The 13,693-nt window shown below is 43.7% G+C and carries 17 protein-coding genes; 1 reads left to right on the top strand and 16 read right to left on the bottom strand.

The features are described 5' to 3' along the window. Positions 1 to 10 precede the first annotated feature (10 nt). The 11 genes from glmU to metG form a co-directional block, all read right to left on the bottom strand. Positions 11 to 1,372, bottom strand: coding sequence for a bifunctional UDP-N-acetylglucosamine diphosphorylase/glucosamine-1-phosphate N-acetyltransferase GlmU (gene glmU / locus GZ22_RS10985; RefSeq protein WP_038562449.1), 1,362 nt, complete (start codon positions 1,370 to 1,372; stop codon positions 11 to 13). Positions 1,373 to 1,584: 212 nt separating this feature from the next. Beyond that, positions 1,585 to 1,881, bottom strand: coding sequence for a septation regulator SpoVG (gene spoVG, locus GZ22_RS10990; RefSeq protein ID WP_038562451.1), 297 nt, complete (start codon positions 1,879 to 1,881; stop codon positions 1,585 to 1,587). A 121-nt stretch (positions 1,882 to 2,002) separates the two neighbouring features. After that, complete coding sequence (gene purR, locus GZ22_RS10995) at positions 2,003 to 2,815, bottom strand: pur operon repressor (protein WP_038562454.1); 813 nt, start codon at positions 2,813 to 2,815, stop codon at positions 2,003 to 2,005. Positions 2,816 to 2,869: 54 nt separating this feature from the next. Continuing rightward, entirely contained in the window at positions 2,870 to 3,739 is an 870-nt protein-coding gene (gene ispE / locus GZ22_RS11000; protein WP_038562458.1) for a 4-(cytidine 5'-diphospho)-2-C-methyl-D-erythritol kinase, read from the bottom strand. 115 nt (positions 3,740 to 3,854) lie between these two features. Beyond that, positions 3,855 to 4,031, bottom strand: a complete 177-nt coding sequence (locus GZ22_RS11005; protein WP_038562461.1) for a small, acid-soluble spore protein, alpha/beta type — start codon at positions 4,029 to 4,031, stop codon at positions 3,855 to 3,857. A 133-nt stretch (positions 4,032 to 4,164) separates the two neighbouring features. Continuing rightward, entirely contained in the window at positions 4,165 to 4,425 is a 261-nt protein-coding gene (gene veg / locus GZ22_RS11010) for a biofilm formation stimulator Veg (protein WP_038562465.1), read from the bottom strand. 184 nt (positions 4,426 to 4,609) lie between these two features. Then, entirely contained in the window at positions 4,610 to 5,488 is an 879-nt protein-coding gene (yabG, locus tag GZ22_RS11015) for a sporulation peptidase YabG (RefSeq protein ID WP_038565923.1), read from the bottom strand. A gap of 60 nt (positions 5,489 to 5,548) precedes the next feature. Then, positions 5,549 to 6,424 carry a 16S rRNA (adenine(1518)-N(6)/adenine(1519)-N(6))-dimethyltransferase RsmA gene (gene rsmA / locus GZ22_RS11020; RefSeq protein WP_038562468.1) on the bottom strand — a complete coding sequence of 292 codons (876 nt, stop codon included), beginning with the start codon at positions 6,422 to 6,424 and terminating at the stop codon, positions 5,549 to 5,551. Continuing rightward, a complete protein-coding gene (rnmV, locus tag GZ22_RS11025) occupies positions 6,414 to 6,977 on the bottom strand; it encodes a ribonuclease M5 (RefSeq protein WP_038562471.1) in 564 nt (187 codons plus the stop codon). Before rnmV ends, rsmA begins: the two co-directional genes overlap by 11 nt. 10 nt (positions 6,978 to 6,987) lie before the next feature. Beyond that, entirely contained in the window at positions 6,988 to 7,758 is a 771-nt protein-coding gene (locus GZ22_RS11030) for a TatD family hydrolase (protein WP_038562474.1), read from the bottom strand. 68 nt (positions 7,759 to 7,826) lie between these two features. Then, the gene (gene metG, locus GZ22_RS11035; protein ID WP_038562477.1) at positions 7,827 to 9,785 is read right to left on the bottom strand and encodes a methionine--tRNA ligase; all 1,959 of its coding nucleotides are present in this window, start codon (positions 9,783 to 9,785) and stop codon (positions 7,827 to 7,829) included. A gap of 461 nt (positions 9,786 to 10,246) precedes the next feature. Here metG and GZ22_RS11040 point away from each other — a divergent pair, with 461 nt between their 5' ends. After that, a complete protein-coding gene (locus tag GZ22_RS11040) occupies positions 10,247 to 10,525 on the top strand; it encodes a transition state genes transcriptional regulator AbrB (RefSeq protein ID WP_038562480.1) in 279 nt (92 codons plus the stop codon). 35 nt (positions 10,526 to 10,560) lie between these two features. Here the strand turns inward: GZ22_RS11040 and rsmI are convergent, their stop codons facing one another. The 5 genes from rsmI to GZ22_RS11065 all read right to left on the bottom strand — a co-directional run bounded on the left by rsmI (position 10,561) and on the right by GZ22_RS11065 (position 13,693). Then, positions 10,561 to 11,436 (bottom strand): 16S rRNA (cytidine(1402)-2'-O)-methyltransferase, encoded by an 876-nt coding sequence (gene rsmI, locus GZ22_RS11045; protein WP_038562483.1) that lies wholly within the window; start codon positions 11,434 to 11,436, stop codon positions 10,561 to 10,563. Continuing rightward, the gene (locus tag GZ22_RS11050; RefSeq protein ID WP_038562486.1) at positions 11,414 to 11,698 is read right to left on the bottom strand and encodes a GIY-YIG nuclease family protein; all 285 of its coding nucleotides are present in this window, start codon (positions 11,696 to 11,698) and stop codon (positions 11,414 to 11,416) included. The genes rsmI and GZ22_RS11050 overlap by 23 nt, the downstream gene beginning before the upstream one ends. Continuing rightward, the gene (locus GZ22_RS11055; protein ID WP_038562489.1) at positions 11,685 to 12,431 is read right to left on the bottom strand and encodes a tRNA1(Val) (adenine(37)-N6)-methyltransferase; all 747 of its coding nucleotides are present in this window, start codon (positions 12,429 to 12,431) and stop codon (positions 11,685 to 11,687) included. The genes GZ22_RS11050 and GZ22_RS11055 overlap by 14 nt, the downstream gene beginning before the upstream one ends. A gap of 71 nt (positions 12,432 to 12,502) precedes the next feature. Beyond that, the gene (gene yabA / locus GZ22_RS11060; RefSeq protein WP_038562492.1) at positions 12,503 to 12,853 is read right to left on the bottom strand and encodes a DNA replication initiation control protein YabA; all 351 of its coding nucleotides are present in this window, start codon (positions 12,851 to 12,853) and stop codon (positions 12,503 to 12,505) included. Between the two features lie 15 nt (positions 12,854 to 12,868). After that, a complete protein-coding gene (locus GZ22_RS11065) occupies positions 12,869 to 13,693 on the bottom strand; it encodes a PSP1 domain-containing protein (RefSeq protein ID WP_038562495.1) in 825 nt (274 codons plus the stop codon).

Consider the following 13,693-nt stretch of genomic DNA (forward strand, 5'->3'; position numbering starts at 1 on the left):
CCCTCCAAAATTATTTATTCTTAAGATAAGAATTTTTGTTTTCTTGTCTTGCTCTGGCAATCGATAAAGCATCTGCTGGTACATCTTTTGTTATGGTCGAGCCTGCTGCCACTAAGGCACCTTTGCCAACCGTTACTGGTGCAATCAGATTTGCATTACAACCGATAAAGGCGTTGTCCTCAATCTTCGTCAGATGTTTATTCTTTCCGTCATAGTTCACTGTTATTGTACCACAACCGACATTTACATCTTTACCAACTTCAGCATCTCCAATATAGCTTAGATGGGAAACCTTGCTTCCTTCACCGATAGATGCTTTCTTCACTTCGACGAAGTTCCCAATCTTCACATTATCTCCAAGCTGTGCTTGCGGACGAATATGAGCAAAAGGACCGATATTGACATCATTTCCAATCTCACTGTCATGTGCTACACTTTGCTTCACAACTGTGCGGCTGCCGATTGTGACATCCTTCACTTCTGAGTTCGGACCAATGATGGCATCTTCTTTGATAATTGTCTTTCCAAGGATCATCGTGTTTGGCAAAATGGTCACATCCTGCTCGATAACCGCATCTGTACTGATATAAGTTGAATCTGGGTCAATGATTGTCACGCCATTACGCATATGCTGTTCATTGACACGACGTTTCATAATCTGTTCTGCTTGAGATAGAGCTACCCGATCGTTTACACCCATCGTTTCATCAAAATCTGGTGTCTGATAAGCGGTCACAAGCTTGTTATCTTTTTTCAGCAGTTCTAGTACATCTGGGAGATAATACTCACCTTGGGCATTATCATTCGATACATTATGCAATGTTTGGAACAATAGCTTGTTATCAAAGCAATATGTACCTGTATTGATTTCATCAACAAGAAGCTCTTCTGCATTCGCGTCTTTATGCTCCACAATACGCAAAACCTCTCCTGCCCCGCTGCGGATGACTCGGCCATATCCTGCAGGGTCCGGCGCTTTTGCAGTCAATACTGTTGCACTCGCTCCTTGCTGTTCGTGATGATTAAGCAATGCTTGAATGGTTTGACCTGTAATAAGAGGCGTATCTCCGCTTAATACGACCGTAACACCCTCATTGTCTTTCAGGAACTCTTCCGCTTGCAGGACCGCATGTCCTGTACCGAGCTGTTCCTCCTGCAGGGCATATTCACTCACATCTCCAAGTTGGGCTTTTACGTCTTCTGCTCCGTGCCCGACAATGGTAATTAATTTATCTAATTGTAAAGAATTCAACTGGTCAGTAACATGCTGTACCATCGGTTTACCCATGACAGGATGCAGCACTTTGTACAGCTTCGATTTCATCCTGGTGCCTTTCCCGGCAGCAAGGATGACTGCATATCGGTTTGACATGCGAACCCTCCATTCTTTTTATCCTCTGTAAATATATCTTAAAATAATTGTCATTTCAACAGGCGCAGCGCTCGAATTCACGTAATTCGAGACGTTTTTTTCTCCAATCTACTGGATTAAAAGCATAAAAATAACAGCTATCCCATATGTTAGAACAGCTGTTAATTTTACCTTTATAGAAGATGACCTATTTGTCATCTATTGAGCTCATATCAAGAAGCGCCAGCGGCTTCCTCATACTCCACTTCTATTTCTTCTCCTGCACGATGATATTCCTGCAGCACAGCATCTTGAATCTTACTCCGGGTACCAGAGTTGATTGGATGCGCTACATCGCGGAATTCACCGTCTGGTGTGCGTTTGGAAGGCATAGCGACAAACAGTCCGTTATTCCCTTCGATGACACGAATATCGTGTACAACAAACTCTTGATCCATTGTAATAGAAGCGATAGCACGCATTCTTCCCTCGGTATTAACGCGGCGTAATCTTACGTCAGTAACTTCCATTATGCTTCACCACCCTTACCTTATTTAGAACTTATTACCAGTAATTCTACATAAAGCTGGAAACTCCTGCTCCCTATAGAACTTTTTTAAAAAAATAAGTTGGTAAGGTGGGAAAATCGGATTAGTTAAAGTAATTACCTTTTTGTACTTCGACCCGCTGATTACGTACATCAACGTTCTGAATCTTAATCAATGACGTGTAATCTTCCACTACACGTTCTTCTTCTTCGTCTTCTGCTTCAGCCAATACGCCTATAGCAGTAACATTTGCGTTGAATTCCTGCAAAAGACTCTTCATTCCGTTGATAGTTCCGCCTGCTTTCATGAAATCATCCACAATACAGACATTTGCTTGATCCGGAATACTTCGCTTGGACAGTACCATCGTCTGAATCTTCCTGGATGAACCAGAAACGTAATTCACGCTCACTGTCGATCCCTCTGTCACCTTAGGATCTCGTCTAACAATGACAACGGGGACATTCAGATAAGCAGCAGCTGCATAAGCAATCGGAATACCTTTTGTAGCGACAGTTACCACTACATCAATTTCACGGTCATGGAATGCTGTTGCAAAAAGACGTCCGATCTTATTAACTGTTGCTGGTTCTCCGAGTATATCGCTCATGAATAGATATCCCCCAGGAAGAAGCCTGTCTGAATCCGCTAGCTTACTGCATAGCTCATCAATGAAAGCTGCGCTGTTCTCCTTGGAGTATACCGGGATGTAGCGAACACCTCCAGCAGCGCCGGATACAGATTGTAAGTATCCAATACCTTCATGTTGGAACATATCATTTATAATCGACAAATCCTCGCTGACGGAGGATTTGGCAGCAGCGTACGTCGTCGAGAAATATGGCAAAGACACCAATTGCTGCGGATGATCCATTAAATAATTCGTCATCGCAACTAAACGTTCACTTCTTTTCATCTCTACACCTCAAAACCGAATGTTATTGTTAGATAATAACATTCTCGTACGGATTTAATCAAGCTCCGTTCGCCCACCGAGCATCCGTACAACATACACTTGTTCACAGAATCCTCTTAAGCTGTTGTAGATCCGATAAGCACGGCTCTCCTGGGATACAAGAGAGAAGACAGTTGGTCCGCTTCCGCTCATTAGTACCGCATCAGCACCTGCTTCGATCATTTGCTGCTTGATTTGTTTTACTTCCGGACAAAGTTTAAGTGTAACGGGCTCGAGTACATTACCAACCTTGTCACAGATTGATTGAAAATCGCCTTGCTCAATAGCTTCGACCATTCCCTCTGTATCGAGATGCTCAATATGATCGATTTTTAACTGCTGATAAATAGTCTGGGTGGATACACCAATTCCCGGGTTAGCAAGTACAACCCAACAAGCCGGCGGAGCTGGTAGTTCTTTAATCTTTTCTCCACGTCCAGTTGATAATGCTGTAGAACCGTATACACAGAAGGATACATCCGAACCAATTTTCGCACCGAGCTCAGCCAGCGTATCCAAGGATAGCTGCAGATTCCATAGTGTATTCAGACCGCGCAGTACTGCCGCCGCGTCACTGCTTCCTCCAGCAAGACCAGCTGCGACCGGTATCTGTTTGTCTATGTATATCTTGACACCTTTATTGATATTATATGTATCTTTGATCAATTGCGCCGCACGGTAGGCAAGATTACGCTCATCGTTCGGTACAAAACGATTGTCCGATTCGATTTCGATCTTGTTCTCCTGTAACACGATTAACTCTATCCGGTCTGCCAGGTCGATCGTTGTCATAACCATCTCTACCTCATGATAGCCATCCGGGCGTTTATACAGTACGTCCAACGAAAGATTGATCTTAGCTGGCGCCTTTTCGAGCAAATACATGTCATGTCACCTACTTTAGTTGAATTTCTCCAAAATTGTATCATAAAAAGGAAGTACAGGCTATTCTGCCAAAAGAAGAAGCCCTCCTCTTCATAAAAAAGAGAAGGGCATCACTTTATTGCTTATCGCGCATCGACTGTTCGGCCATGGCAATGGCATACTTGACCATGTTCCCAGCATCGCGGGAACGAATGCCGCCCCAGCCTTCCTTTTGCACGGTGTCGTAAAATCCAAGCTCCTTTGCAATTTCCTCTTTTAGTGCATCAGACATGATCCCTCTTCTTCTGCCCAAAGAAAACAGCTCCCTTCAGAGATTATCACGACATCCTTATTTTCTGTCCAAGACCGTACGCTATGCCTGTCAGATGTTTGCAAATAAGACAAAATAAAAAGCAGGGGACTAAGCCCCTGCTTTCGTTCATGCGTTATTTCGCAATTTCGTTTAAATCATCCGTATCAAAATCTAATTCGACTGTTTCGGTTAAGACATCTGCATAGCTATAGGAGACACGCTCAAACGCATTTTCATCTTGATCAAGTTCAACGATGAATACAGCTGGATACGTTTCCGCAAGTACTCCGCAACGTTCGATGGTTTTCTTTCTCCCACCATTAGCTTTCAATTTTAAACGTTTACCAATTTGTCCTTCGAGACCCTGCTTAATTTCCACTAATGTTTTAGCCACTGCACTCCACCTCACTGATCTAATCATAGCATATTTTAGGTATAGAGTCAAATAAAACTTTTTATTATAACAGCATACCAATTTTGATGTCAATGAAAAGATTAAATGTTTCTTATTTCACTTTATTCTTTCAAATCCATACAAAATTATGCATCAGTGGTAAATTTACGATAAGTAAGGCTGTCTAGGCGTCTTCTTTCTCCTCGTCTGGATCTACAAAAGGCAATCCCGTCCGAAGCAGACCGCGTGTTTCAATACCACCCAGGCCACGCTCTCCTGTCAGAGTATTCCGGAGTGCATCCCACACCCCCACTTTTTCCATAAACGGCGTGAATGCGATCTTAGCTACAATATAAACTGGATCCAAGGCATGTATATTAATCCTGCTTGGCGAGCTTGCAAAATTCGCCCCTGCTCGTATCAAGGATTCAAAATGAGATTGGCATGCGCCAGCAAAAATGATTAATTGATCTAGATGCGGGTACAAGCGGCGCGCTTCTCTTACCGTTTCGACGAAATACTGGGAGTTCCGATAAGCTCGAATATCCTGCTTATCTCCTTTATTTTTCTGAAAAGCATCATGTCCTGTGATGACAATAATATCTGGCTGGATCTTTTCCAAGAGGGAAGCAATTTGAAGTGGCATTTCTTTTTCATGCAGATGGACACCATGTACTTGAATACCGAAACGCTGGTAAAAATCGATACATTTCTTTAAATATGTCTTGTCTCCATCGATGTGGAGCACCTTTGCAGGAATTTGAAAGTAATTTGGGTTATGCTGATAACCTGAGGTTGATTCATAATCCCGCTTATCCTTCATCAGCAGGTAATCCTGGCGAAAGAGGCGGTAGGAGTAATCTTCTTTATCCTGCCATGTCTTTTTGCGTTTCGTTATTTCACGTGTTCCAGTCTTTACAAGGTCATCCTTGGGGGCGTCTGCGATGAGACGCATATCTTCCCCATGCAGAATGACCTTATTGGCTGTAAAGCTGGATACACGGAACATTAAATCGTGTTTATATGATTTTCTAGTGACGATATCACCAATCGCCAAATCCATTCCGTTCACCTCACCCACCAAAGCTTTCTCCTACAGCGTATGATGGATGGGCAAAAATGTTCAGCCTTTAGCTGTAAAGGTATTTGCCAGAGCAGCAAATTCCTCCATCGAAAGCGATTCTCCTCTTCTTGTGCCATCGATTCCAGCTTCGTTCATGATGTCCTCCAGCTCCTCCTTTGAGAATCGGGAAGCAAAATGTCTGTTCAGATTGTTACGAAGCGTTTTCCTGCGTTGACCAAAGGAAGCTTGAATCAGGTCGAAGAAGAATTTTTCATCTTCTACACGTACTGGCGGTTCCTTGCGCACATCAAGATGAAGCACAGCAGAATCAACGTTCGGCTGCGGCATGAATGCCGTTTTCGGAACAGTCATGACAACTGCTGCCTGCGTATAATATTGCACTGCAAGCGATAAGGAGCCGTAAGCTTTTGTATTCGGCGAAGCAGCCATGCGGTCTGCTACTTCTTTTTGGATCATGACCGTAATGCTTGAGATTGGCAGATTACGCGTAAGCAGGTTCATCAATATCGGCGTTGTAATATAATAAGGCAGGTTTGCAACAATTTTTACTTCCTGCTCTCCGAAATAGTGCTGCAGCTCATGCTGCACGTCTGCTTTCAGGATATCCTCATTCACGACCTTAACATTATCATATGGAGACAATGTGTCCTCCAGAATAGGTAATAGACGCTGATCTATCTCAAAAGCCAATACTTTATTTGCTGCGATAGCCAGCTGCTCTGTCAATGCGCCCATCCCTGGTCCGATTTCAATCGCACCAACATCTTCTTTTACTCCTGCATGATGGATGATATTCCGCAGGATATTTGTATCAATCAGGAAATTTTGCCCGAGGCTTTTCTTGAAGGAAAAATTATATTTCTTAAGCAGTTCCTTCGTCCTTGTCGGTGTGGCAATATGCCGTTCATTCGTCATTGTCTTCCTCCTGTATAATTTGCTGCATCGTTTCGACAAACAACTGCTCCGGTATCCGGAACATAGCAAGTCGTTTGATAAGCTGCTTGCCATTCGTATGGCCGATTGACAGTCTTTCTCCAAGCTTTTCTCGTCGCTGTTTTGCTCTTGGTCCGCCAAGGAGACCGTATGCTATGACAGCTTCCCTGGAGATTTCCGGTTCGTATATCTCGCTCATCTCATATACTTGCTCCAAGGCTGCCCGAATTGATTCAGCTGAAGCGTGCTCAATACCTATTCCTTTGTTATTACGCGCACGTGCTTTGTCCTTTGACAGGAACGCATGCTTACATCCAGGCACCGCCTGGGAGACAATATGACGAATACGCTCACCGGGATAATCGGGATCAGTAAATATGATTACGCCTCGCTTCGCTTGTGCATGTCTTATTTGTTCAATGATACCAGCATGTATAGCAGATCCGTTCGTCTCAATCGTATCCGCCTGGATCGCCTGGTTTATCTTAGCTGTATCGTCTTTACCTTCAACAACAATCACTTCTTTAATTTGCACGTTATACCCTCTATGATTTGATTTGATATAGTCTTTCTGCATTTCGCATTGTCAATTCTGCCAGTTCCTCATACCCCATGCCGCGCAGCTCAGCAATCTGTTCTGCTACAAGCTTCACGTAAGCAGGTTCATTACGTTTGCCGCGGTTAGGATGAGGTGCCAGATACGGACAATCTGTTTCAATCAGCAGCCGATCTGCCGGTACCATTTTCGCTACTTCCTTCGGTGCCTTAGCATTTTTGAAAGTGACAGGGCCGCCAAGGGAAATATAGAAGTTCATGTCTAGAAACTCCTGCACAAGGTCCGCTTCATCACTATAACAGTGCATGATGCCTCCGACTTCAGCTGCATTTTCTTCTTTTAAAATCGGAATGATATCCTGTGTCGCTTCCCGATTATGAATAATAATCGGCAGTTTGACGCGTTTAGCCAGTTGAATCTGCTTCCGCAGAACATCCTTTTGAATACCTTTTGGTGACTTGTCCCAGTGATAATCCAAACCCATCTCGCCAATCGCAACAACTTTTGGATGTGACGAAAGCTCCTCGATTCGATCCAGATCAACATCTGTCATGTCTATTGCATCTACTGGATGCCAGCCAATTGCTGCATAGACGAAATCGTATTTCTCAGCAAGCTCGATTGCCGAGGTGATTCCTTCCGCATCACAGCCAATAACTACAAGACGCGATACGCCCGCATCCTTTGCTCGCTGCAGCATCTCTTCGCGGTCTTCAGCAAACTGCTTATCATTAATATGAGCATGTGTATCAAATAACATAGCATGATGTCCTTTCTATCTGTTAAAAAAGGAAAAACGCTTGCGTGCAAGCGTCTCCCCCTCGTTTATTATTTTACGATTGATCCATTCGGCAAATCCGACTCCACTGTTGCCAGCGCAAGCTTGCCGTCAGCACTTTCACCGGACAGAATCATCCCTTCGGACATCTCCCCGCGAAGTTTAACCGGCTTCAGATTCACTACACAAATCACTTTCTTGCCGACAAGATCCTCTGGTGTGTAATGCTCTGCAATACCGGAAATAACCTGACGCTTCTCTGTTCCCAAATCAAGCTGGATTTTCAATAGCTTATCCGCTTTCTTCACTTTGTCAGCAGCAATAACTTCCGCCACACGGAACTCAAGCTTCGCAAAGTCCTCATACTGCACTTCCGGAAGGGAAGCTGCTTCCTGCTCCTTTTTCGGCTGTGCTTTTTTCTCTGGTTCAGGAACTTTCATCATGTTCTTGATGGCTTCCACTTCTACCTTCGCATCCAGACGAGGGAAGATCGGGCCTTCTTTCTTCACTTGACGACCTGTTTTCACTTCTGTTGTAAGAAGTGTATCCCAGTCTTGGCTTGCTTCTTCTACACCAAGCTGCGCAAAGATCTTAGCTGGCGTTTCAACAAGGAATGGACGAAGCAAAATAGCTACTTGGCGAAGCACTTCTGCAAGGTGAGCAAGTACGTTTCCAAGACGATCCGCTTGGGCTTCGTCTTTTGCCAGCACCCAAGGCTTCGTTTCATCGATATATTTATTTGCTCGGCTAACTAACTGCCAAATTTTCGCAAGAACAACGGAAAACTCCATGTTCTCCATTCCGTCTTCTACTTCCTTGACAGTTTGTTTCGCCATTTCTTCAAGCGCCTGCTCGAATTCTGTCTCTCCAGCAACATACGCCGGTACAATACCTTCTTTGTATTGGCTGATCATAGCTACTGTACGGTTCAGCAAATTACCAAGATCATTTGCCAAGTCAAAGTTCGTACGATCAACGAAACCTTCCGGCGTGAACACACCGTCTGCACCGAATGGTACTTCACGAAGCAAGTAGTAACGAAGCGGATCAAGACCATAGCGGTCCTTCAAATCAACCGGGCTCACGACATTCCCTTTTGATTTACTCATTTTGCCGTCTTTCATTAGAATCCATCCGTGTGCGAATACTTTCTTCGGCAGCGGCAGATCCAATGCCATCAGCATGATCGGCCAGTAGATCGTATGGAAACGGACAATTTCTTTACTCATTAAATGAACATCCGCCGGCCAGTATTTCTGATAAAGACTATCATCATCAGAACCATATCCAAGCGCCGTAATATAATTGGATAGCGCATCTATCCATACATAAATAACGTGCTTCGGATTCTCAAGTACTTTCGGTCCCCATTCAAATGATGTACGGGATACTGCCAAGTCTTCCAAACCAGGCTTGATGAAGTTGTTGATCATTTCATTCTTCCGGCTCACCGGCTGGATGAATTCAGGATTGTCTTCATAGTACTTCAGCAGGCGGTCTGCATATTTGCTAGTCCGCAAGAAATAAGATTCTTCTTTCACGCGATCGACTGGACCGCCACAGTCCGGACATTTGCCGTCATCAAGCTGTGTTTCCGTGAAGAAGGATTCACAGGAAGTACAGTACCAGCCTTCGTATTGGTCCAGGTAAATATCATCTTGTTCCAAGAGTCTGGAGAAGATTTTCTGTACTGTTTCCTTATGACGCGGTTCAGTTGTGCGGATGAAATCTGTATTCGTAATCTCAAGTGTCTTCCATAAAGCTTTGATATCTTTTACGATGTCATCCACATATTGCTGTGGTGTTATACCTTGCTCTTCTGCTTTGCGCTGGATTTTCTGACCATGCTCATCCGTACCCGTCAAATACGCGACATCATATCCGCGCAGACGCTTATAGCGAGCCATCGCATCACCAGCTACTGTCGTATAGGCATGTCCGATGTGCAGCTTGCCACTCGGATAATAGATTGGCGTTGTAATATAAAACGTTTTATTCTCTTTCTGCATCTGCTTACCCTCCATTAAGAAAAAAGCCCACCAGAGTGAGCTACTCGTATCGCTATTACACTTATCTCTATTGTAGCGACTTTCCGGCATAAATTCCAATCCAGCAGAAATTTTTTTCTTTCCTGATGCGACATAAAAATAAGCAAATATACGTATTTCTATGGTATTAATCCGACACACAAAGCAAATGTGTCGAATTCTGTCGAGTATTCGACAGAACTCTCGTAACATCTTTCTATTTAGATATCCCTATTTAATTAACTCTTTTTACATATACAACCATTATAATAGTATTAATTACCTAAACTATTTCCTTTAAGTTGTTTTTGCTGGCAGCAACATGCTAAAATGCAAGATTTTTGAATTGACACTTATGTCAATCACTGGTACGATAAGCAATAGTTAAATTGTCGAATAATGACGAATAAACATATATAAACACCCGAGAGGAGAAACATTATATGAAATCAACAGGTATTGTACGTAAAGTCGACGAATTGGGAAGAGTTGTTATTCCAATTGAATTGCGCCGCACACTAGGAATCAACGAGAAAGATGCTTTGGAAATCTACGTAGATGATGACCGCATCATTCTTAAAAAATACAAACCAAACATGACTTGCCATATTACTGGTGAGATCTCCGATGACAACTTGTCTTTGGCTAACGGTAAACTAGTTCTTAGCCGCGAAGGTGCAGAAGAGCTAATCAACGAAATCCAAACACGTTTGAACAAATAATAAAAAACCGCTCCGGTCTGGAGCGGTTTTTCTTTTTATTCAACATGATAAGCTTGATACACGTCTCGTTTAGGAAGCTGACGATCTACAGCTACTTGCTTAATCGCTTGCTTTGAGGGTAAATCTTCATTTTCTATATACCAATCGACATGCTCCTGCACACTCATATCCTGCCAAAAAGCCTGAACTTCTTCAAACTGCTCCGCTTCTGAAGCTCCTTCTACAACAAGGCAGAACTCGCCTCTTACTGTTTCAGAGGAAGCCCATTCCATTGCTTCTTGTATAGTTCCTCTCAGAAACTCTTCATATCGCTTTGTCAGTTCTCTGCCTAGCGCTATTCTTCTGTTTCCAAAAACCTCCTGTAAGGCTGCGAGAGTTTCCTTCAAGCGGTGCGGACTTTCATAAAAGAGCAGAGTTGCCGCCACTTTTCGCAGCTTCTCTAACTCTCCTGTTAATTCCTTCTTTTTCCGCGGCAGGAATCCATAAAATTGATATGAATCTGTGGAAAGACCTGACCCAACTAATGCGACAAGCGCTGCATTTGCACCAGGCAGTACGACGACTGGATAACCAGCTGCTGCCGCTGCTTGAACTAATTCCTGGCCAGGATCACTAATTGCCGGCATACCAGCATCGCTAACCAGACCAACATCTTTCCCCTCTTCCAGCAAATCGAGAAGCATCTGCTCTCGTGCTTTCCGATTGTGCTCATGGTAGCTGATCAGCGGTGTAAGAATCTCAAAATGATTGAACAGTTTCTTCGTATTCCGTGTATCCTCTGCTGCGACAGTATGTACTTGTTTCAAAATCTCTAATGCTCTTATCGTAATATCCTGCAGATTTCCAATTGGCGTCGGAATGATGAACAATGTGCCTGTCTGATGTTCTTCAAAGCTTTTCTGTGATTGCATACGGTTTGCCTCCTTCCTGGACAAGATCCCATTTTCGTTGTTTCGGAAGCTGCTTGATCCTGTATTCCTCTCGGAGAGCAGCTTGTCTAGTATCGAAACCTCGAATATAAACAAGGATGAACGGACCCCTGCCCTTTGTATATTTTGCTCCTTTGCCAGAAGCATGCTGCTTCAAGCGTTTTGCGAGCGCATTTGTATATCCAGTATACAGACTTCCATCCTTACATTTCAGCATATAAACTATATGCTCATTTACTGCCATACACGATTTCCTCTAATTCTTCTGTATATCCTCCACCTTGCTTATGAGAATAAAGCGGCGGCAGAATCTTCAATCCAGGATTCCCATTACGGACACCTTCTATAAGAAGGATATTCGCTTCTTTCCCAGGCTTCGGATAGACAAGCCGCATCCGTTTTGGTTCAATTTTTTGTTCCCGCATACTGGTGACAATATCGAGTAAGCGATCCGGGCGATGAACCAGGCTGACCTTACCGCCTGGTTTTACGAGTTTTCGGCATGCTAGTATAACATCGTCCAACGTACACATAATTTCATGACGAGCAATGGTCAAGTGCTCATTCAGATTCTGCTCGTTTTTGCTTGGGGTCTTGAAATAAGGAGGATTACATGTAATAGCATCAAAAGGCCCGTTCCCTAAAACAGCTGGCATCTCTTTCAGATCACCATGTATCATCTCCAGTTGATCTTCCAGCTCATTTAACGCAACATTTCTTACTGCCATATCATAGAGGCGCTCCTGAATCTCGACACCTGTTATCTGTGCTTTTGTCCTTTTGCTGAGCAATAAAGGGATCACAGCATTACCAGAGCATAAATCCAATATTCTTCCTTTCGAAATTGGGATCGATGCAAAATGAGCCAGGAGCACTGCATCCAATGAAAAGGCAAATACAGTTGGACTCTGGATAATCCGCATGTTTTCATCAGCAAGCAGGTAATCCAGCCGCTCATCCCCTTTTAATTCCACCATACACTTAATTCCCTTCTTATTTTTTTACAAAAAAGGACCTTCCCTACTAAATCGTAAGAAAGGCCGCCACATCATTTATTCTTATTCAAGAACGTCAAACAGAACAAGCAATCTTCGTTACGTCTCGGACTGCCGAAATGCACATTACAGATATGGAAACCTTCTTCATATAAACGCGCCAGGTTATCATATCCTTCGCCAATCTGTGCATCCTTGGACGGTGAGCCTTTGCTGCCAGCTTTCTGTTCCTGTTCAGCTTGGCCATCTAGACGATTGCGCAGGTGATGGTTTTCTACCGTCAGACGGTTATTCTCTTCCAATAGCTCCGCTACATGACCCTTAACATCGCCCAACTGCTTGTACAGCTGTCCGATTTGCTCTTCCATCTGTGTGACATGCTCCAGTATTTCCTTCTTGTTCACCGTCTCTCCACCCCATTATTCCATGGCTTGCGTTGAGATAACTCCTTCTTCGATCAGTTCATCTAAGGTATACTCAATAACCCGTTCCTTTTCCGGCACTTCAATCTGAATCAACCGTTCCAAAATGTTCAAGCCGACTACCTTACCCGATCCGTAAGAAGTCCGAATCGCTTCACCTAAATCCGGAAGCTCACGTTTCGCCTCTTCATACTCATCATTTTCATACTTCAGACAGCACATCAGCCGTCCGCACAGACCGGAAATCTTCGCTGGATTCAACGATAGATTCTGATCCTTTGCCATCTTGATTGATACCGGCTCAAAATCACCCAGGAAAGTGGAGCAGCAAAGCATTCTGCCGCAAGGACCAATACCGCCTAGCAGCTTCGCTTCATCTCGCACTCCAATTTGTCTAAGTTCAATTCTAGTCTTGAAGACTGCAGCCAGATCCTTCACCAGGTTCCGGAAATCGACCCGGCCGTCTGCTGTGAAGTAAAAGATGACTTTATTACGGTCGAAGGTATATTCGACTTCGACCAGATTCATGTCAAGCTTATGCTCTCGAATCTTCTTCTCACAAACCTTATGTGCCTGCGCAGCGTTCTCTGTATTTTCCGCTACGGTAAATTTATCTTTGTCTGTTGCGATACGAATTACCTTTTTCAGAGGAAGGACGACATCCTCTTCATCCACTTGCTTATCTGCAAGCACAACTCGTCCGAATTCTACGCCGCGAACAGTCTCTACAATAACATAATCGTCCAAAGCAACCGAAAGATTGCCATGATCGAAGTAATAGATTTTACCCGCCTTTTTAAAACGGACACCAATGACTTGCAT

The sequence above is a fragment of the Terribacillus saccharophilus genome, from assembly GCF_000725365.1.
Taxonomy (GTDB): domain Bacteria; phylum Bacillota; class Bacilli; order Bacillales; family Amphibacillaceae; genus Terribacillus; species Terribacillus saccharophilus.